Here is a 17,550-nt window from a genome sequence, read left to right as displayed (position 1 = left end):
CACGGGACGAACCGAGCACTATGACTGAAGGCGAGCTGAGCCGTCGGGCCGCGAATTTCGGGGTCGAGACGAGCTATTACGACGCGCGCGGCACCTTCCGTGTGGCGAGTGACGATGCCATCAGGGCCATCCTCGACGTACTGGGGCGCAACGGTCCGGCGCCGGGCGCCGAGCCGCGCGTCCATGTCGTCCGCAAGGGACGCATCGGCCCACTGCACGGCGTGTGCGACGACGGCGCCGGCTGGCGCCTGATGCGGGGCAACCGCGCGGTCGCTACCGGCACTTGCGAGCACGGCGGCGTGACGCTGCCCGACAAGGTGAAGGTCGGGTCGTATCGATTGTCGATCGACGGCGCCGACCCTTCGGCGCGGCCCGAGGCCGTGTTGGTCGCGCCGGCTGCGTCCTGGCAGCCGGAGACGTTCGATCAGGGCGGCCGCGTCTGGGCGCTCGCCATTCAGCTCTACGGCGTGCGCTCGCGCCACAACTGGGGCATCGGCGACTTCACGGATTTGGCCGCACTGGTCGAGGACGCCGGGCGTCTCGGCGCCGCCGGCGTCGCACTCAATCCGCTGCACGCCATCACGCTCGACGATCCCGGCGCCATCAGCCCCTATTCGCCGACCAGTCGACTGTTCCTCAACCCGCTCTACATCGACGTCGAGGCGATCCCGGAGTTTCCCGGCCTCGCCGCCGCGGGTCTCGCCGAGGAGGTCGAGCGGCTGCGCGGCACGGCGCAGGTCGACTATGCCGGTGTCATTCCGGCCAAGCTGAAAGGACTGCGGCTCGCCTTCGAGGCGTTCCGCAAGGACGCGAGCACGGCGCGGCGTGCCGACTTCGCCGCCTTCAAGACCGAGCACGGCGACTGGCTCACCGGCTACTGCGCCTTCGTGGTGCTGCGCGGTCGCCATGGCGGTCCGTGGTGGGACTGGCCACAGGAATGGCGCGCACCCTCGCGCGAGGCGCTGGCGGCGCTCTCGCGCGAGGACGCCGAGATGGACTTCCTCGCCTTCGTGCAGTGGACAGCCGACCGCCAGCTCGCCGCCTGCGCCGCGGCGGCCGAGCGAGCCGGCATGCCGATCGGCCTCTATCTCGACGTCGCCGTCGGGGTGGCGGCCGACTCGGCCGACGTCTGGGCCAACCAGGGCGCCTATGTGCGCGAGCTGTCGGCCGGCGCACCGCCCGACATGCTCAACACGGCCGGGCAGGACTGGGGCCTCGCCTCGTTCAATCCGCGCGTCCTGCTCGACACCGACTTCGCGCTGCTGCGCGAGACGCTGCGCGCCGTGATGCGCCACGCCGGCGCGATCCGGCTCGACCATGTGCTCGGCTTCAACCGGCTCTACATGGTGCCGCACGGCTTCAAGCCCGACCAGGGCACGTATGTGCGCTTCCCGCTCGACGCCATGCTGGCCGTGGTGGCGCAGGAGAGCCAGGCGGAGCACTGCCTGGTGATCGGCGAGGATCTCGGCACCGTGCCGGACGGGTTCCGCGAGACGCTGGCCGACTGGAACGTCTGGTCCTATCGGGTGATGCTGTTCGAGCGCATCCACGACTACTCGTTCGCGCCGCCCTCCGCCTATCCGGGCCAGGCGCTGGTGTCGTTCGCCACCCACGACCTGCCGACCTTCTCGGGTTGGCTCTCGGGCCACGACCTGGGCGTCAAGCACGGGCTCGGCATCGATCCGGGCGAATCCGAGGACGCGCGGCGTTACGCCCGCGAGATGATGGCGCAGGCGCTGCGCCGCGACGTCGGCGCCGATCACCTGTCGTTCGACGGCGTCGTCCGCTTCCTCGCCCGCACGCCGAGCCGGCTGATGGTGGTCGCCGCCGAGGACGCCTTCCAGGTGATCGACCAGCCGAACGTGCCGGGCACCATCAACCAGCACCCCAACTGGCGCCAGAAGCTGCCGGTGCCGCGCGAGGATTTTTCCAGCGCCCCCCGCCTCGGCGAGATCGCCCGGATTCTGCGCGAGGAAGGCCGCGCGATCTCCTGAAGACGCGCGCGTGGAGCGTGCCGACGTATTCTCCGTCATTCCGGGGCGCCGCGCAGCGGCGAGCCCGGAATCCATACTCACAGACCGGGGTTATGGGTCCCGGGCTCGCGGCCTACAGCCGCGCCCCGGGACGACGAAGGCTGCGGATATCGGCTCCTCCATCGCCCGGTCGTCAGCGCCTATGCGCTTTCGCGGGGACGAACGGAGTCTCGAGCCTGCCGCATCTCGGCAGCGGCGGCGCGGACGGCGGCGATGATGCCCTGATAGCCGGTGCAGCGGCACAGATTGGACGCCAGGAGGTCCACCATCTCGGCGTCCGAGATCGCCGGATCGCGCTCCAGCACGCTCGCCGCCAGCATCAGGAAGCCGGGCGTGCAGAAGCCGCATTGGAGCCCGTGGTGATTCATGAAGGCGCGTTGGAGCGGATGCAGGGCGTCGCCGTCCGCCAGCCCCTCGACGGTGCGGATCGCCCGCCCCTGCGCCTGCACGGCGAACATCAGGCAGGCCCGCACCGCCTCGCCGTCCACCATCACGGTGCAGGCGCCGCAGACGCCGTGCTCGCAGCCGACATGGGTGCCGGTCTGGCCGCAGTCCTCGCGGATCGCGTCGGCGAGCGTGCGCCGCGGCTCGACCCGGACCGCATGGTCGCGGCCGTTGATCGTCAAGGTGATGTCACGCGTCTCGGTCATGGGCGGCGTCCATCCGGACGGATCGGCCCGGCGCGCCGGACTATGCCGGTCCGGCGGGAGCGCTTCAATGCCGCGGCAGGAGCGGATTCGCCCGGGCGCGACGCCGGGCGCCGTTGCACAATCGCCTGGATCATCCTAGGTCCACTGACGAGCAACCGCACGATGGAACCCATGGCCGCGCAAACTCATCTGTTCAAGTGCCTGACCGACAATTACGGCGTTCTGATCCACGATCCGGCGACCGGCGCGACCGCCGCCATCGACGCGCCCGAGGCCTGGGCCGTGGACGCGGCGCTGAAAGAGACCGGATGGCAGCTCACCGACATCCTGGTCACCCATCACCACGGCGACCATACGGGCGGCATCGAGGAGCTGAAGGAGCGGCACGGCTGCAAGGTCACGGCGCCGCGCCGCGAGAAACAGCCGATCCCCGCCGTCGACGCCACCGTCGCCGAGGGCGACACCGTCAAGGTCGGCTCGCTGACGGCAAAGGTGCTCGACACGCCCGGGCACACGATCGGCCACATCGCCTACGTGTTTCCAGACGACAAGATCGCCTTTGTCGGCGACACGCTGTTCTCGATCGGCTGCGGCCGGGTGATCGAGGGCACGCACCAGGCGATGTGGGAGTCGCTCGTCAAGCTGCGGGCGCTGCCGGACGACACCAAAATCTTCTGCGGCCACGAATACACCAAGGCGAACATCCGCTTCGCCCTGACCATCGAGCCCGACAATCCGGCCCTGAAGGCGCGCGCCGAGGAGGCCGACCGACAGGTCGCCGCCGGGCAGCCGACCATTCCGGTGACGATCGGCGAGGAGAAGCGCGCCAACCCGTTCCTGCGCGCCGACGTTCCGGTGGTCGCCACCGCCGTGAAGATGAGCGGCAAGCCGGCCGCCCAGGTCTTCGGCGAGCTGCGCGAACGCAAGAACCGATTCTGATCGTGATCAAGACCGCCGCCGACGTGATCGACCTGCTGGGCTTGGCGCCGCATCCCGAGGGCGGGCATTTTCGCGAGACGTTCCGGGACGCCGCGGAGCCGGCCGGGCGCTCCGCCTCGACGGCGATCTATTTCCTGCTGGCGCGCGGCGAGCGCTCGCGCTGGCACCGGGTCGATGCCGTCGAGGTGTGGCACTGGTACGCCGGCAGCCCGCTGCGGCTGGAGATCGCCGCCGACGGCGAATCCGCGACGGCCCACCGGCTGGGCCAGGACCTCGACGCCGACGAGCGGCCGCAGGTTGCGGTGCCGGCCGGCGCCTGGCAGGCGGCCGAGACGCTCGGCGACTGGACGCTGGTCGGCTGCACGGTGGCGCCCGGCTTCCTGTTCGACCGTTTCGAGCTCGCCCCACCGGACTTTTCGCCGCCCGTCGCGTGAGACGAGATCAGCCCATCGCCTGCTGCAGCGCCCGGCGCACCACGGTGCCGGCGAGGTCGCGGCGATACGCGGCGCTGGTGTGGACATCGTCCATCGGATCGACCGCGGCCATGACGGCCTTCGCCGCGGCCTCGAAAGCCTGCGGCCCGGCCGGCGCACCGACCAGCGCCGCCTCGGCCTCGACGATCCGCCGCGGCTGCGGCTCGACACCGCCGATCCCGAGCCGCGCCTCGACCACGACGCCGGCTTTCTCGCGCAACGTCACCAGCGCCATCGCCAGCGCGTAGTCGCCGGGCCTGCGGTTGAACTCGCAGAAGCCGACCCGCGTGTCGGCGGCAATGAGCGGCAGCCGCGCCTCGACCAGAAGCTCGTCCGCCTCCAGCGCCGTCGTCATCATGCCCTGGAACCAGTCGTCGGCGCTCACGCTGCGGCTGCCGCGGACGCTGCGCACCCCCATCTCGGCGCCGAGCGTCGCGACGAGCAGGCCCCATTCGGAGGCCGGATCGGCATGGGCGAGGCTGCCGCAGAAGGTGCCGCGGGTGCGGACCGGATGGTGCGCGATGTGGCGTACCACCGCGGCCAACAGGATGCCGAGCGGCCCGTCGACGGGTGGTCGGTGAAAGGCCGCATGCCGCACCAGCGCGCCGATGGCCAGTCGTCCGTCCGCGATCGCGAGGCGATCGAGCCCGGCGACGCCGTTGATGTCGACGAGATGCGCCGGCCGAGCCAGCCGGAACGCCATGGTCGGCACCAGACTCTGGCCGCCCGCCAGCACCCGGCCGTCCTCGGGCGCGAGCGCCGCCAGCAGCGCCACCGCCTCCTCGACGGTCGCCGGTGCGTGATGCCGGAACGGGGCCGGCTTCATCCGGCCAGCGACGGCAGGCGGATCGAGGGCATGTGGTCAGTGGCCGTCAAACGTCACCAGCGTGCGCACCGGCACGTCGAGCGCCCGCAGCTTGTCGGCGCCGCCGAGCTCCGGCAGGTCGATGACGAAGCAGGCGGCCAGGACCTCGGCGCCGAGCTGGCGCAGCAGCGTCACGGCGCCCACCGCGGTGCCGCCGGTGGCGATCAGGTCGTCGACCAGGACGACGCGCTCGCCCGCCACCACGGCGTCCGCATGAACCTCCATCTCGTCGAGCCCGTATTCGAGCGAATAGGCGATGCTGACGCGCTTGTGCGGCAGCTTGCCCTTCTTGCGGATCGGCACGAAGCCGGCGGAGACCTGATGGGCCATGGCGCCGCCCAGGATGAAGCCCCGCGCCTCGATGCCGGCGACCTTGTCGATCTTCATGCCGGCCCAGGGCTGGACCAATTCGTCGACGGCGCGGCGGAAGGCGCGGGCGTCGCCGAGCAGCGTGGTGATGTCGCGGAACAGGATGCCGGGCTTGGGATAATCCGGGATGGTGCGGATCGCGGCCTTGAGGTCGTTCTCGAAATTGGTGTTGGTGATCATCATTCGGCCTGGTGGGGGTGGGGAACGGGGCTTGCAGGGCGGCTCACGCTTGCAGGGCGCCCCGGTATGGCGAAGCATGGCACCGAACGCAACGGAGACCCCCTATGGACGAAATTACGCAGAAGATCGTCGTCGTCGACCTCCGCATCCCCTTTTTCCGGCTGGTGTTCTTCCTCGTCAAGCTCAGCCTCGCGGCAATTCCGGCCGCCCTCATCCTGGCGGCGGTCGGCTTCGTGCTCGCGGCGATCCTCGCGGCCCTGTTCGGCGGCCAGATGGACGTGCTGATGCGGCGCTGGAGCCTGTGAAGAGATTTTGGACCGTCGTCATTCCGGGGCGCGGGCCAACGGCCCGCGAACCCGGAATCCAGCGGCGAGTCCCGCGTCTGCGGCTGGATTCCGGGTCCGCGCCGTCGGCGCGTCCCGGAATGACTGCCCTCACCAATAGCTCTGCATCAGGTCGCGCACCCAGGTCGGCTCGCGGATGACACCGCGCGGCGCGAAGCCGGTGATGTGTGGCTTGATGTCGAGCACCGGGGTGCCGTCGATGGCGTCGAGGCCGCGCACCCGCAACGTGAGCCCGTCGACCGCGACCAGCGCGACCGTGGTCACGCCGATCCGGTTCGGCCGAGATCGCGCCGGCTGGGCCAGGATGCCGAGCAGCGGCCAATCCTCGCGCTCGCGCGGATGGCGAGCGCCCGTCTCGACCTTGTCCTCGGCGACCTTGTGCATGTGAAAGACGACCACGACGTGGCTGAAGGCGGTCAGCCCCAGCGTCGCCTCCGGTTTCAGCCGGGCCGGATCCAGCACGATGTCGGCCTCGACAAGGCCCCAGCCGTCGTCGACCGCCTCGGCGCGGCCGCCCCGCACGATGCCGATTGGTTCCAGAACGATGGCCATGGTTCCCTCCTCTGCCGTCGCCGTTGGGCCGGCGAACGAACGCACGTCTCAGGCGTGTCCCTGCGTCTTGGCCGGGCTCGTCCCAATAGGCGCTGACCCACGGTCTCGGTCGTTCCGGGGCGCGGCCGACAGGCCGCGAGCCCGGAACCCATAACCCCGGTCTGTGTGTATGGATTCCGGGCTCGCCGCTGCGCGGCGCCCCGGAATGACGGAGTGTTGGTGGCTCGCCTCACCCCTTCAGCACCCGCCCCGCCACCGCGTCGAGTTTCGCCAAAAGCGCCGGATCGCGGGCGTCCGGCGCCGTGATGAGGGCGTTGTCGAGGGCACGGTCGGAGCCGATGGGGCACGGCTCGTGCTCGCGCGGAAAATCGCGGGCGAGGCGGGCGACGAGTTGCTTCGCCTTCTCGGCGTTCTCGACCAGCACCTTGATGATGTCCTGCACCGTCACGGCGTCGTGGTCGGGATGCCAGCAGTCGAAATCCGTCACCATGGCGACGGTCGCGTAGCAAATCTCCGCCTCGCGGGCGAGCTTGGCCTCCGGCATGTTGGTCATGCCGATCACCGAATAGCCGAGCTGCTTGTAGGTCATGCTCTCGGCGTAGCTGGAGAACTGCGGGCCCTCCATGCACACATAGGTGCCGTCGCGCACCACCCCGATGCCCTCGGCCCGCGCCGCCTCGGCGATGTGGATGCGCAGCCGCGGCGACACCGGATGGGCCATCGACACATGGGCGACACAGCCGGTGCCGAAGAACGAGCTCTCGCGCTTGTGGGTGCGGTCGACGAACTGGTCGACCAGCACGAAGGTGCCGGGTGGCAGCTCCTGCTTGAACGAGCCGCAGGCCGACAGCGTGACGATGTCGGTGACGCCGACGCGCTTGAGGATGTCGATGTTCGCCCGGTAATTGATGTCGGAGGGCGAGATGCGATGCCCCTCGCCGTGGCGCGACAGGAAGACGATCGGCAGGCCGGCGACCTCACCCATCACCACCGGCCCGGACGGCTCGCCCCACGGGCTCTCCACCCGCTTCTCGACCACGTTCTCCAGACCCGGCAGGTCGTAAATGCCCGATCCGCCGATGATCCCCAGCACCGCCTTGGTCATACTCGCCCCAATGTCTCGCGTCAGTATCCGCAATGTCGACCGTGCCCCTTGCCAATCGGCGCGCCGTGTCCGATCGAGCCGCGCGGGGACGATGCGACCGGGGTTGTGAACGAAGCCCCGGCCGCCGGTCAACGTGATTCGGCGGGGCGGCCAGGGCTGCGCCCGCTAGGCCGGCCGGGTTCGCCCGGTGCGGCCTTGGTCCAGGAGGTTTCGAGAACTGCCATGTCCCAGCGGAAGTCCGAGACGAAGTCCCAAGCGAAGCCCGCCACGAAAACCGAAGTGGCGGCGGGCGCGAGCCCGCTCGGCGGGCCGAGCCCGCTCGGCGGGCCGAGCCCGCTGCGCGCCGTCAAGGGGCCGATCGTGCTGGTCGGCGCCGGCAAGATGGGCGGCGCCCTCTTGGACGGCTGGCTGCGCCTCGGCCTCGACGCGCGAAAAATCGTGGTGCTGGAGCCCCACCCCTCGGCCGAGGTCGCCGCCCAGGCGATCGGCGGCCTGCGGCTCAATCCCGATCCCGCCGGCCTGAAGCCGGAGGCGATCGTGCTCGCCGTGAAGCCGCAGATGGCCCCCGACGCCCTGCCCCCGCTGGCGCCGCTGGTCGCCTCCGGAGCCGTGGTGATCTCCATCATGGCCGGGCGCACGCTGGCCTTCCTGGAGCAGATCTTCGGAGCCGGGACTGCCGCCGTGCGGGCGATGCCCAACACGCCGGCCTCGATCGGCCGCGGCATGACGGTGGCGGTCGCCAATGCGGCCGTGACCCCGGCAGGGCGCGCGCTCGCGCAAAACCTGCTCGGCGCCACCGGCAAGGTCGACTGGGTCGCCGAGGAGGGCCTTATCGACGCCGTGACGGCGGTCTCGGGCTCGGGGCCGGCCTATGTGTTCCTGCTCGCCGAGAGCCTCGCGCGCGCCGGCGCCGCGGCCGGGCTGCCGCCGGACCTCGCCCAGAAGATCGCCCGCGAGACGGTGGCGGGCGCCGGCGAGCTTCTGTTCCGCTCGCCGCTCGACGCGGCGACGCTGCGCAAGAACGTCACCTCGCCGGGCGGCACCACGGCCGCGGCCCTCGACGTGCTGATGGGGCCGGACGGCTTCGACGCCCTGCTGGAGAAGGCCGTCGCCGCAGCGACCAAGCGCTCCCGCGAGCTCGCCGGGTAACTTGCGACGGGTGAGACGCTGCGCCGCAGCGACGCCCTGGCACCCGCTCCTCCGGGGAATTACATAGAACGCGGATCGACCCAGCCACAGGAGTCCAGGCCATGGCGCGCAAGCCCCGTTCCCCCGCGAGCGACGACGGCGGAAGCTTCGAGGACACCCCCGAGGGGGTCGGCGGGACCGGCCCGGAGCGCAACGCCCGCAAGCCGGGGCGGATCGGCACGCCGCGCGGAAAGATGATCGAGGCGTTCATGGACCTGCTCGCCGAGCAGTCCTTCGAGACGATCGGCTTCGGCGACATCGCGGCGCGGGCCGGCGTCACGCTCGCCGAGCTGCGCGGCCAGTTCGGCTCCAAGCTCGCGATCCTGGCCGCCCACATCAAGGAGATCGACCGCGAGGTGCTGGACGGAGACCACTCCGACATGGCCGAGGAGCCGACCCGCGAGCGGCTGTTCGACGTGCTGATGCGCCGCTTCGAGGCCTTGGCGCCCTACAAGGAGTCGGTCCGCTCGCTGCTGCAGTCGGCGCGTAAGGACCCGCCGCTGGCGCTCGCCCTCAACAGGTTCGCCGTGACGTCGCAGCAGTGGATGCTGGCGGCCGCCGACATCCCCTCCGCCGGCCCGTTCGGCCTGGTGCGAGCGCAGGGGTTGGCGCTGATCTATGCCAGCGTGATGTCGACCTTCCTGGACGACGACGAGCCGGGACACGCCCGCACCATGGCGGCGCTCGACCGGGCGCTCGGCCGCGGCCAGCAGATCTCCGGCGTGATCGACCGGGTGTGCCGGTTCCTGCCCGGCTGCAGCCCGCGCCGCCATCCGCGGCCGCAGCACTCGACCGACGTGTCGGGCGGAGACGCCGTCGCGGTGTGACGGCGGTCGTTTCGCGACGTCGTGCCCCGGACACGGTGCAGCAGGCCCAAGGCCTGGTGCACCGCTGATCCGGGGCTTTTTCGTTTCGTGACGGCAGGAGGTGGGGATCGCCCGTGCGTCGCGCCAGGAAGTGGCATGGATTGCAGCGAGGTGCTGAAAACAGATCTCTGCGTGCGATCACCCGACAAGGCCTCCCTGATCTCGCTGCACCTGATCAGGATGGTCTTCCGGATGATCCCGCTTCTGCCAGTCCGGCTCGGTCGGCCGGTGACGCCTTGCTCAAGGGCTGATGCTGATGTTGTTGGTGCGGATGATCTCGCTCCACCGCCTGGTCTCGGACAGCCACAGCCGGGTGGCGGCGTCGGGCGTCTGCGCGTCGGGCGGAAACAAGTCCATGCCGTTCGCCTCGAACGTCCTGACGACGGCGGGGTCGGCGAGCGCCTCCCGAAGCGCGGCGTTGAGGCGCGCGATCACCGGGGCGGGCGTGCCGGCCGGCGCGAACAGGCCCTGCCAGAACGTGATCTCGAGCTCCGGATGGCCGAGCTCGGCCACGGTCGCCACCTCGGGCAGCGCGGTGTAGCGACGTCGCGAGGTCACCGCATAGGCTCTCATCCGCCCCGACCTGACCTGCTCGAGGACGACGCCGGCGCCCGGACAGAACAGATCGACATGGCCGCCGAGCAGATCCGTGACGGCCGGGCTGCCGCCGCGATAGGGGATGATGTTGATCTCCGCCCCCAGCGACTTGGCGAACGCCACCGCGCACAGATGCGACAACGAGCCGGCGCCGGCATGGGCGACGCGGGTCCGGCCGGGGTTACGTTTCATCCACGCGGCGAGCGCGTCGAAATCCTTGGCGTCGAGCGACGCGGGACCGACGATCAGGGACGGATTGGTGTTGATCAGGCCGATGCCGGTGAGGCTGGTCTCGGGGTCGAAGCCGAGTGTCTTGTACAGCGCCGGCATGGCGGCGAGCGCCACCTGATGCACCAGGATGGTGTAGCCGTCGGGAGCCGCCCGCGCGACCCGGGCCGTGCCGATCGTGCTCCCGCCTCCGGCGATGTTCTCGACCATGACCGGCTGGCCGAGCACGGCCGCCATCCGATCGACCAGAGGCCGCACCGCCATGTCGGTCGCCCCGCCGGCCGGATAGGGAACGACGATCGTGACGAGGCGATTGGGAAAGCCCTGCGCGAGCAGGACATTCGACGACAGAACGAGCGCCGACACGGCGATGGCGGCGACGCGTCCGATGACGGACATGGCCGGGACTCCCTTGTTCGATCCGACTGTTCGGCTCTCGTCGCGCTCGATGCTACGGCGCCTCGTCGACGATGCCGTTGCGCAGCACGCCGAGCCGCTCGACCTCCACCTCCACCACGTCGCCTGGCTTCAGCCAGATCGGCGGCGTCCGCTTGGCACCGACGCCGCCGGGCGTGCCGGTGACGATCACGTCGCCCGGCTCCAGCCGCGTGAACATCGAGCAGTATTCGACCAGCCGCGGGATATCGAAGATCATCTGTGCGGTGGTGCCGTCCTGCATCACGGTGCCGTTCAGGCGCGTCGTCACCCTCAGCGAACCGACATCACCGAGCTCGTCGGGAGTCATCATCCACGGCCCGAACGCTCCGGTGCCGGGAAAATTCTTGCCCGGCGTGAACTGGAGCGTGTGGAGCTGAAAGTCGCGGACGCTGCCTTCGTTGTAACAGCTGTATCCGGCGATATGACTCGGGGCGTCCTGGCGGGTGATGTAGCGTCCGGCCTTGCCGATCACGAGCGCGAGCTCGCCTTCGTAGTCGAGCTTGGATGACACGCGCGGCCGCACGATGTCGGCAAGATGGGCGGTCTGGCTGTTGGCGAAACGGCCGAACACGCTCGGGTGATCGACCTTCGCGCGGCCCGTCTCCTGGCGGTGATCCTCGTAGTTGTGACCTATACAGAGAATCTTGTCCGGGTTCGGGATGACGGGCAGCCACGTGATCGAGGCGACGGGGTGGCGCTTCGCGCCCGATGCCGCCGCCGAAAGGTCCGACAGAGCGCCGGCGCCGATGACGGCTTTCAGGTCCGGATAGCGGTCGCGGAGGACCAGCCCGACATCGACGGCGTCGTCACCCTCGATGATGCCCCAGGTCACGCGGTCGCCGATCCGGAATGTCGCAAGTCGCATGGGAAGTCCTTTCAGAGGTCGCCTTACGGCTGGCGCGGTTCGGCGCCGGTTTCCGATCACGGCGCGGCTAGACGCGGTAGCGCTCGATCAATTCGGGTTCAGGGTCGGCGCCGAGGCCCGGTCCGTCGGGAACCGCGATGACGCCGTCTTCGACCCGGACGGTGCGTTCGAACGGCACCATGCCGAGATCACAATAGAACCGCTCGATCGCGCTCTCGCGCGGCTTGGCGGCGAGGACGTGCAGGGTGGCGAGGTAGCCCGGCCCGAAATACGGAGAGTGCGGCGCGCAGGTCGCGCCCGCCGCTTCCGCCTCGGTGCAGATGCGCCACAGCGTCGTCAATCCGCCGATCTTGACGGCGCTCGGCTGGACGTAGTCGACCGCGTTCGCCGCGATCATCTTGCGGAAGTCGAGCGCGCCGGTGGCGTTCTCGCCGATCGCCGTCGCCAAGCCGGTGGCGCGGCGAAGCACGGCGAGCGAAGCAACGTCCTCGGGCGGCCAGATCGGCTCCTCGATCCACGTCAGTCGCGAGGCCGCCATCGCCGTCACGGCGGCGATCGCCTCGTCCGGCGACCACGCGCAGTTCACGTCGACCATCATGGGAATGTCCGGCCCCATGATCTCGCGGGCGGCGGCCACCGCGGCGGCGGTGCGCTCATGCAGCTTGATCTTGCGATAGCCGGCCTGGAGCGCACGCGCCGTGACCCGCCGGACGTTGTCGAGCACACCGTCGTAGTGCAGCAGGGATGCATAGACCTCGATGCGGTCCCGCCGCCGTCCGCCGAGAAGCGTCGAGACCGAGGCGCCGGCGAGCTTGCCGCGGATGTCCCACAGCGCGATGTCGAGCCCGCTGATGGCGTGGAGGCTCGGCCCCGCGCGGCCGAAATTGTGCAGTGTCCGTTCCAGCCTCGTCGTCAGCTCCAGATCGTCGACGTCCTGACCGATCGAGAGCGGCGCGATCCAGTTCTCGTAGGTCGGAACGGTGGCCTGCCACATCGGCCCATAAGCTTCGCCCCAGCCGACGACGCCCGCGTCGGTGGTCACGCGGACCAGCAGCGTGTCGATCGCCGTTCTGGGCTTGCCCGCGTGCATCGGCGGCGGAGCCCAGTGGTCGAAAGGAATGCGAACCGGGATCGGCTCGATGCCGGTGATCTTGGTCATGAGCTTGCTTCAGGGTTGTGCCGGCATGCGGGCCGGGTCCGCAATGGGCGAGTTCGGAAGGGTCGAGGCGAGCGGGCTCCGGCCCGACCGGTCGACCGGATCGGCCCGCCGGAACGCGGGCCGATCCGGGCCGGGACGAGGCCTGCATCACTACATGCGCTCGATGTTGGCGTCGCGAATCACCTTGGCCCACATGGCGACTTCGACCTCGATCTGCTTGGCAAACTCGGCCGGCGTGTTGACGACCGCGTTGAAGCCGAGCTCGGTGAAGCGCTCCTTCGTCTCGTTGCTTTTCACGACCCTGGCGATCTCGGCATAGAGGAAGTCGATGATCGGCTTCGGCGTTCCGGCCGGCGCCAGGAACGCCATGAACGTCGTCCCCTCCTGGTCCTTGATGCCCGCCTCCGAGATGGTGGGAACCTCGGCGATCGTCGCGAACCGCTCGAAGCTCGTCACCACGAGGGGCCGCAACTGGCCGCCCTTGATGAGTCCGTAGACGGGCGGAATGGTCGCACAGCCGACCGGCGTATGGCCGCCGAGCACGGACTGGACGGCCGGGCCGGCGCCGCGGAACGGGATGTGGGTGAACTCGAGCCCATATGTCAGCTTGAGGCGCTCGGTCGACAGATGCGCGGGCGTGCCGGCCCCGGGCGAGGCGTAGCTGTATTTGCCCGGGTTCTGTTTGATCAGCTCGATGAGCTCCTTCATCGAGGTCGCCGGCACGGACGGATGCACGAAGTACACGTGCGGCGACTCCGCCGCGATGGTGATCGGCGCGAAGTCTTTCACCGGATCATAGGGGCAGCTCTTGTAGAGGCTGGGATTGATGACGAAGGTCGACGACACCGACACGAGGGTGAGCCCGTCCGGCGTGGCGCGCGCGACCGCGCCCATTCCGAGGTTGCCGCCCGCGCCGCCCTGGTTCTCGACGAAGAAGGTCTTGCCGAGGTTTTCGGAGAGCTTCGGGACGATGAGGCGGGTGACGATGTCGTTCGGCCCGGCGGGCTGGAACGGGACCAGGATCTTCACGGCACGGGACGGATAGTCCTGCGCCGAGCTGGTCGACGCCGGCGCGAGCGCGGCACCGGCCGCGCCGGCCAGAAGCGACATCGCAGCCCGACGCGTGAGCGGCATTTTTGAACGAGACATCGCAAGCTCCTTGGTTGGGACACGCCGGAGACGCGGCGCGATCGTGCCGGTGCGTCCTCATTTTCCGACGGGTTGGTCCGCGATCAGGCGACGGACGCCTTCGGTCCGACCAGTCCGGCATGGCTCAATGCCGCGCGGATGACGCCCCGCGTCGCGTCGTCGACGTCGATGGCGGGCGGTCGCACGCGGGCGGACGGGATCCGGCCGAGTTGAACCAGCGCCTCCTTGGTGGCGGCGCTCTCGGCCACCAGACGGGTCGGCTGCTGGTTCTCGAACACGGACACCATCAGCGGCTTGCAGATCTTCTCGTAGAGCGCATCCGCAGCGGCGCGATCGCCCTTGTTCACGTGGTCCAGGATGTCGGCCCAGACCTGCGGCAGGATCGCGCTGATGCCGATCAGCGCCCCGTGGGCGCCGTGTCGGAGCATGTCGATCAGCGGCGGCGAATCGACCCCCACCAGGATGGAGAGCTGGTCCTTCAGGGCATCCCAGACCTCGCCGTAGGCCTTCATGTCGCCCATGGTCGCGACCTTGACGGCGACCACGTTCTCGAGGTCGGCGATCGCCCGGAGCACCTCGACCGGGTAGGCGCATCCACTGTTGGGGGGATACTGGAAGACGATCATCGGCAGGCCGACGGCGCGGTCGAGCTCGGCGAAGACATGGTGGACGGTCGGCGCATGCGCGGCGAGGCGGCGGTACGGCCGCTTGTCGAACGGCGGCAGGACCAGGAGCGCATCGGCCCCGGCGACGCGGGCGCGCAACCCGGCCTCGATGCACTCGGCGGCGCCGCGGCCGTCGATGCCGGCGACAATGCGTTGATCCGGGCGTCGCACGCGCAGCGCGATCCGGATGATGGCGTCGCACTCGTCAGGCGTGAGCTGCAGCAGCTCGCCGATGCCGCTGTTGACGACGATGCCGCTGACCCCGGCGACCCCGGCCATCTCGCGGAAGTGCGATTCCAGAGCGGCGTAGTCGACCGACAGGTCGGCCGCGAACGGGGTGATGGTGGCAGGAAACAGCCCCCGGGGGCTCCACGGCTTGGCAGCACTCGCGCCGGTCTGCGCCTTCATCGATTGCCCTCCAAAGACGAGTAAGACAACGTTGTCTCGGCTGAGACAACGTTATCTTCGTGACCGCGACCCGTATATCAGGAATAATGCGGTGTTCGTTGCCGCGGCCGTGGCGGCCGCCTAGGGTGCCGCCGGACGGCGGTGGAAGGCAGGGCGGAGCCGAGTTGACAGGGCGGAAAGCGCGCAGGTCCGGTTCGACGACGATCGTCGACGTCGCCCGTGAGGCCGGGGTCTCGGTGAGCACGGCCGCGCGCGTCATCCGCGGGTCGGATGCGACCGTGGACGCGAGCCTGAAGGACCGCGTCCACGCGGCGGCGGCGAGCCTGTCCTACGTGCCGAACGTGATGGCGCGCAATCTGCGGGCCGGTGCGCCGACGCTGGTCGGGCTCGTGGTCGGCGACATGCTGGATCCGTTCTACGGCGAGATCGCCGAGGCGATCACCGAGCAGGCCGAAACCATGCATTCGATGCTGGCGGTCGTCTGCAACATGCACCGCGATCCCGAGCTCGAGCTGAAATACTGCCGGCGCCTGCTGGAGTATCGTGTCGGCGGTCTCATCCTCGCCGGCGGCGGCTTCCACCAATGGAGCCACCGGGACCGCCTCGCCGAGCTGACCGCCCAGATGGTGGCGAGCGGGGTCGTGGTGACGACGCTCACGCCTCGCGGAATCGACGTCCCCGCCTTCCATGTCGACAACGAGGAGGTCGGCCGCCTGGCCGCCGAGGAGCTTCTGTCGGCCGGCCACCGCCGGATCGGCATCCTGATCGGCACCCAACAGAACGACGTGACGTGGCAGCGCATCCGCGGCATGGAGGACGCGCTCGTCCGCGCCGGCGCCGAGTATCACATCACCCACGTCGAATACACGTCGCCGGCCGCGGAGGCGGGGGTCGCTTCGCTGTTCACGGCCTATCCCGGCATCACCGGCGTCATTGCCGGGTCTTACGCGATGTCGATGGGCATCTTCCGATGGCTGCGCGCCTCCGGCCGCTCGGTGCCGAACGACGTGTCGGTCGTCGGCATCGGCAACACCCGGATCGCCGAGTGGATGTCGCCCAAGCTCACGGCCATCAACCTGAAGCTCGACCAGTTCGGCTGCGCGGCACTGAGCTATATCGCCGCCAAGTCCGGCAGGTCGGAGCCGACTGCGCCTCCGAGCACGATGCCGGAGATCGTGCACGGCGAATCAGTCAGTCGCGTGTCGCAGGGACCCCATGCCGGTGGCGGACAGACGCGTCTCAGCGAGTGATCGGCGCCGTCGAGGCCGGTTGACGCGAGGCTCCGACGGCCGACGTCCTGGCCGGGCGGCACCGACGATGATTGCGACATCCGGATCAAGTCACGAACGGCTGTCGAGCCTGCCGACCGCCCGACCGGAGACGTGACGTCGTCCTCACACCGGAATCCGCACCGTCGCCCGCAGGCCGCCGAGGGGCCTGTCGCCGAGCGAGATGTCGCCGCCGTGCGAGCGACGGCGATTACGGGTCGACCGGCCCCTTGTCGGTCCACGCGGGAGGCAGGCCGATTGCGCCGCCGATGGTATCGCCGAGGCCCGGATCCTTTCCGAAGCGGCGGCACGCGGCATACTTGGCCTCCGCGCCGAAATACTCGCCGACGCGCTCCTGAGTGGGCACGAGAGGCGTGAGGTCGGAGATCGGGTCGCCGCCCGTGACCAGCAGCTTCGCGAAATCCCCCGCGAATGCCGCGGCGAGCTCATGGGCGTCGCTTTCGTTGGCGACGCGCGCCTTGGTGGTGAACATGTCCGCGCCGCGGGCCCAGACAAGCGCCGCGACCTGAAGTCCGGTCTGGTCCTTCGCCTCGGCCTCCACGGTCAGGCTGCCGAGCCCGATCGGAATTCGCATCGAGGGAATCGGTGCCCCGGTGACGGCACCGGCGACCTTGCTGCCGATTCCGGTAACGACGGAGGCACCGGCGGCGGTCGTGTCCGTCTTGTCGATATGCGTGATCGTGACCGCCAGAAAGAGGTCGGCCGGCTGTCCGCTCTCGACCATCACGAAGCGCCGGCTGAGATCACGGCAGAGCGCCCGGTCGACCGCATTGCCGACGAGCCGCAACTCCGCCGGCGACAGCCCGGATGCCGAGGCGTCCGACGTGACCTTCGTCGGGCTCATGGCGGCCGTCCGCGCCGCCAGCACGGCGGCCTTGTCGGCCCGCACCTTCGCTCGCGTGAGCAATCCGTTGCTCGTCTCGAGGCCGCTGTAGGACGACAGATGCCCGCTCTCGGTCAATATCGCCGAAGCGCACGACACCAGCGTGGTCGCCGCCAATAAGAGAGCTAAGAAACGCATGAACACTGGCACCTCGGCGACCTTGCAGCTCAAATTAATAAACTATTGAGTTTCTTAATTCAAGAGGGAGCCGAAGCGTCGAGCCCTGGAGAACAGCATGCGTAGCCCGGCTGGAGCGCAGAGACTGGGCAAGAATCGGCGGTGCGAGCTGATGTAGGCTTCGTCGC

At 69.6% G+C, this 17,550-nt stretch carries 18 protein-coding genes; 7 read left to right on the top strand and 11 right to left on the bottom strand.

Annotated elements, in window-relative coordinates; translation table 11 throughout:
- Positions 1–20: 20 nt before the first annotated feature.
- Entirely contained in the window at positions 21–1,994 is a 1,974-nt protein-coding gene (gene malQ, locus HXX10_RS25875) for a 4-alpha-glucanotransferase (RefSeq protein WP_296526194.1), read from the top strand.
- Positions 1,995–2,173: 179 nt separating this feature from the next.
- On the opposite strand, the gene HXX10_RS25870 is transcribed toward malQ, so the two are convergent.
- Positions 2,174–2,683 carry a (2Fe-2S)-binding protein gene (locus HXX10_RS25870; RefSeq protein ID WP_296526192.1) on the bottom strand — a complete coding sequence of 170 codons (510 nt, stop codon included), beginning with the start codon at positions 2,681–2,683 and terminating at the stop codon, positions 2,174–2,176.
- 171 nt (positions 2,684–2,854) lie between these two features.
- Here HXX10_RS25870 and gloB point away from each other — a divergent pair, with 171 nt between their 5' ends.
- Positions 2,855–3,622: a hydroxyacylglutathione hydrolase gene (gloB, locus tag HXX10_RS25865; protein WP_296526191.1), complete on the top strand. Its 768-nt coding sequence runs from the start codon at positions 2,855–2,857 to the stop codon at positions 3,620–3,622.
- The gene (locus tag HXX10_RS25860; protein WP_296526217.1) at positions 3,622–4,056 is read left to right on the top strand and encodes a cupin domain-containing protein; all 435 of its coding nucleotides are present in this window, start codon (positions 3,622–3,624) and stop codon (positions 4,054–4,056) included. The genes gloB and HXX10_RS25860 overlap by 1 nt, the downstream gene beginning before the upstream one ends.
- A gap of 7 nt (positions 4,057–4,063) precedes the next feature.
- Here HXX10_RS25860 and HXX10_RS25855 read toward each other — a convergent pair whose 3' ends face one another.
- The gene (locus tag HXX10_RS25855) at positions 4,064–4,921 is read right to left on the bottom strand and encodes an FAD binding domain-containing protein (RefSeq protein WP_296526190.1); all 858 of its coding nucleotides are present in this window, start codon (positions 4,919–4,921) and stop codon (positions 4,064–4,066) included.
- A gap of 36 nt (positions 4,922–4,957) precedes the next feature.
- A complete protein-coding gene (locus HXX10_RS25850) occupies positions 4,958–5,509 on the bottom strand; it encodes an adenine phosphoribosyltransferase (protein WP_296526216.1) in 552 nt (183 codons plus the stop codon).
- A 104-nt stretch (positions 5,510–5,613) separates the two neighbouring features.
- Here HXX10_RS25850 and HXX10_RS25845 point away from each other — a divergent pair, with 104 nt between their 5' ends.
- Entirely contained in the window at positions 5,614–5,814 is a 201-nt protein-coding gene (locus HXX10_RS25845; RefSeq protein ID WP_296526189.1) for a hypothetical protein, read from the top strand.
- A 129-nt stretch (positions 5,815–5,943) separates the two neighbouring features.
- On the opposite strand, the gene HXX10_RS25840 is transcribed toward HXX10_RS25845, so the two are convergent.
- Together HXX10_RS25840 and HXX10_RS25835 are read right to left on the bottom strand one after the other, a co-directional pair.
- On the bottom strand, positions 5,944–6,405 hold the full coding sequence (locus tag HXX10_RS25840; protein ID WP_296526188.1) for an SAM-dependent methyltransferase: 462 nt from the start codon (positions 6,403–6,405) through the stop codon (positions 5,944–5,946).
- Between the two features lie 229 nt (positions 6,406–6,634).
- Positions 6,635–7,510, bottom strand: a complete 876-nt coding sequence (locus HXX10_RS25835; protein ID WP_296526187.1) for an S-methyl-5'-thioadenosine phosphorylase — start codon at positions 7,508–7,510, stop codon at positions 6,635–6,637.
- A gap of 222 nt (positions 7,511–7,732) precedes the next feature.
- Between HXX10_RS25835 and proC the strand changes: the two genes are divergently transcribed.
- Positions 7,733–8,659, top strand: a complete 927-nt coding sequence (proC, locus tag HXX10_RS25830) for a pyrroline-5-carboxylate reductase (protein WP_296526186.1) — start codon at positions 7,733–7,735, stop codon at positions 8,657–8,659.
- 101 nt (positions 8,660–8,760) lie between these two features.
- On the top strand, positions 8,761–9,525 hold the full coding sequence (locus tag HXX10_RS25825; protein ID WP_296526185.1) for a TetR/AcrR family transcriptional regulator: 765 nt from the start codon (positions 8,761–8,763) through the stop codon (positions 9,523–9,525).
- 279 nt (positions 9,526–9,804) lie between these two features.
- Here HXX10_RS25825 and HXX10_RS25820 read toward each other — a convergent pair whose 3' ends face one another.
- From HXX10_RS25820 to HXX10_RS25800, 5 genes are all read right to left on the bottom strand, one after another.
- Positions 9,805–10,788 carry a tripartite tricarboxylate transporter substrate binding protein gene (locus HXX10_RS25820; protein ID WP_296526184.1) on the bottom strand — a complete coding sequence of 328 codons (984 nt, stop codon included), beginning with the start codon at positions 10,786–10,788 and terminating at the stop codon, positions 9,805–9,807.
- Between the two features lie 52 nt (positions 10,789–10,840).
- Positions 10,841–11,692, bottom strand: a complete 852-nt coding sequence (locus tag HXX10_RS25815; RefSeq protein WP_296526183.1) for a fumarylacetoacetate hydrolase family protein — start codon at positions 11,690–11,692, stop codon at positions 10,841–10,843.
- 67 nt (positions 11,693–11,759) lie between these two features.
- Entirely contained in the window at positions 11,760–12,851 is a 1,092-nt protein-coding gene (locus HXX10_RS25810) for a mandelate racemase/muconate lactonizing enzyme family protein (protein ID WP_296526182.1), read from the bottom strand.
- Between the two features lie 150 nt (positions 12,852–13,001).
- Entirely contained in the window at positions 13,002–14,000 is a 999-nt protein-coding gene (locus HXX10_RS25805; RefSeq protein ID WP_296526181.1) for a tripartite tricarboxylate transporter substrate binding protein, read from the bottom strand.
- A gap of 83 nt (positions 14,001–14,083) precedes the next feature.
- On the bottom strand, positions 14,084–15,073 hold the full coding sequence (locus tag HXX10_RS25800; RefSeq protein WP_296526180.1) for a dihydrodipicolinate synthase family protein: 990 nt from the start codon (positions 15,071–15,073) through the stop codon (positions 14,084–14,086).
- Positions 15,074–15,159: 86 nt separating this feature from the next.
- On the opposite strand from HXX10_RS25800, the gene HXX10_RS25795 reads away from it, so the two are divergent.
- Complete coding sequence (locus tag HXX10_RS25795; RefSeq protein ID WP_296526179.1) at positions 15,160–16,323, top strand: LacI family DNA-binding transcriptional regulator; 1,164 nt, start codon at positions 15,160–15,162, stop codon at positions 16,321–16,323.
- A gap of 229 nt (positions 16,324–16,552) precedes the next feature.
- Here the strand turns inward: HXX10_RS25795 and HXX10_RS25790 are convergent, their stop codons facing one another.
- Positions 16,553–17,383 carry a DUF3313 domain-containing protein gene (locus HXX10_RS25790; protein ID WP_296526215.1) on the bottom strand — a complete coding sequence of 277 codons (831 nt, stop codon included), beginning with the start codon at positions 17,381–17,383 and terminating at the stop codon, positions 16,553–16,555.
- Between the last annotated feature and the right edge of the window lie 167 nt (positions 17,384–17,550).

Source organism: Rhodoplanes sp., assembly GCF_013377085.1.
Taxonomy (GTDB): Bacteria; Pseudomonadota; Alphaproteobacteria; order Rhizobiales; family Xanthobacteraceae; genus Rhodoplanes.
The sequence above is the reverse complement of the archived record's forward strand: the minus strand, read 5'-3'. Positions and strand labels throughout refer to the sequence as shown.

What these genes read in the sequence shown, in the direction of transcription:
- HXX10_RS25845 (WP_296526189.1), top strand. Translation starts at nt 5,614, where the DNA reads ATGGACGAAATTACGCAGAAGATCGTCGTCGTCGACCTCCGCATCCCC.
- HXX10_RS25810 (WP_296526182.1), bottom strand. Translation starts at nt 12,851, where the DNA reads ATGACCAAGATCACCGGCATCGAGCCGATCCCGGTTCGCATTCCTTTC.
- HXX10_RS25805 (WP_296526181.1), bottom strand. Translation starts at nt 14,000, where the DNA reads ATGTCTCGTTCAAAAATGCCGCTCACGCGTCGGGCTGCGATGTCGCTT.
- HXX10_RS25835 (WP_296526187.1), bottom strand. Translation starts at nt 7,510, where the DNA reads ATGACCAAGGCGGTGCTGGGGATCATCGGCGGATCGGGCATTTACGAC.
- proC (WP_296526186.1), top strand. Translation starts at nt 7,733, where the DNA reads ATGTCCCAGCGGAAGTCCGAGACGAAGTCCCAAGCGAAGCCCGCCACG.
- malQ (WP_296526194.1), top strand. Translation starts at nt 21, where the DNA reads ATGACTGAAGGCGAGCTGAGCCGTCGGGCCGCGAATTTCGGGGTCGAG.
- HXX10_RS25825 (WP_296526185.1), top strand. Translation starts at nt 8,761, where the DNA reads ATGGCGCGCAAGCCCCGTTCCCCCGCGAGCGACGACGGCGGAAGCTTC.
- HXX10_RS25850 (WP_296526216.1), bottom strand. Translation starts at nt 5,509, where the DNA reads ATGATCACCAACACCAATTTCGAGAACGACCTCAAGGCCGCGATCCGC.
- HXX10_RS25870 (WP_296526192.1), bottom strand. Translation starts at nt 2,683, where the DNA reads ATGACCGAGACGCGTGACATCACCTTGACGATCAACGGCCGCGACCAT.
- HXX10_RS25820 (WP_296526184.1), bottom strand. Translation starts at nt 10,788, where the DNA reads ATGTCCGTCATCGGACGCGTCGCCGCCATCGCCGTGTCGGCGCTCGTT.
- HXX10_RS25815 (WP_296526183.1), bottom strand. Translation starts at nt 11,692, where the DNA reads ATGCGACTTGCGACATTCCGGATCGGCGACCGCGTGACCTGGGGCATC.
- HXX10_RS25840 (WP_296526188.1), bottom strand. Translation starts at nt 6,405, where the DNA reads ATGGCCATCGTTCTGGAACCAATCGGCATCGTGCGGGGCGGCCGCGCC.
- HXX10_RS25800 (WP_296526180.1), bottom strand. Translation starts at nt 15,073, where the DNA reads ATGAAGGCGCAGACCGGCGCGAGTGCTGCCAAGCCGTGGAGCCCCCGG.
- HXX10_RS25855 (WP_296526190.1), bottom strand. Translation starts at nt 4,921, where the DNA reads ATGAAGCCGGCCCCGTTCCGGCATCACGCACCGGCGACCGTCGAGGAG.
- HXX10_RS25795 (WP_296526179.1), top strand. Translation starts at nt 15,160, where the DNA reads ATGCGGTGTTCGTTGCCGCGGCCGTGGCGGCCGCCTAGGGTGCCGCCG.
- HXX10_RS25790 (WP_296526215.1), bottom strand. Translation starts at nt 17,383, where the DNA reads ATGCGTTTCTTAGCTCTCTTATTGGCGGCGACCACGCTGGTGTCGTGC.
- gloB (WP_296526191.1), top strand. Translation starts at nt 2,855, where the DNA reads ATGGCCGCGCAAACTCATCTGTTCAAGTGCCTGACCGACAATTACGGC.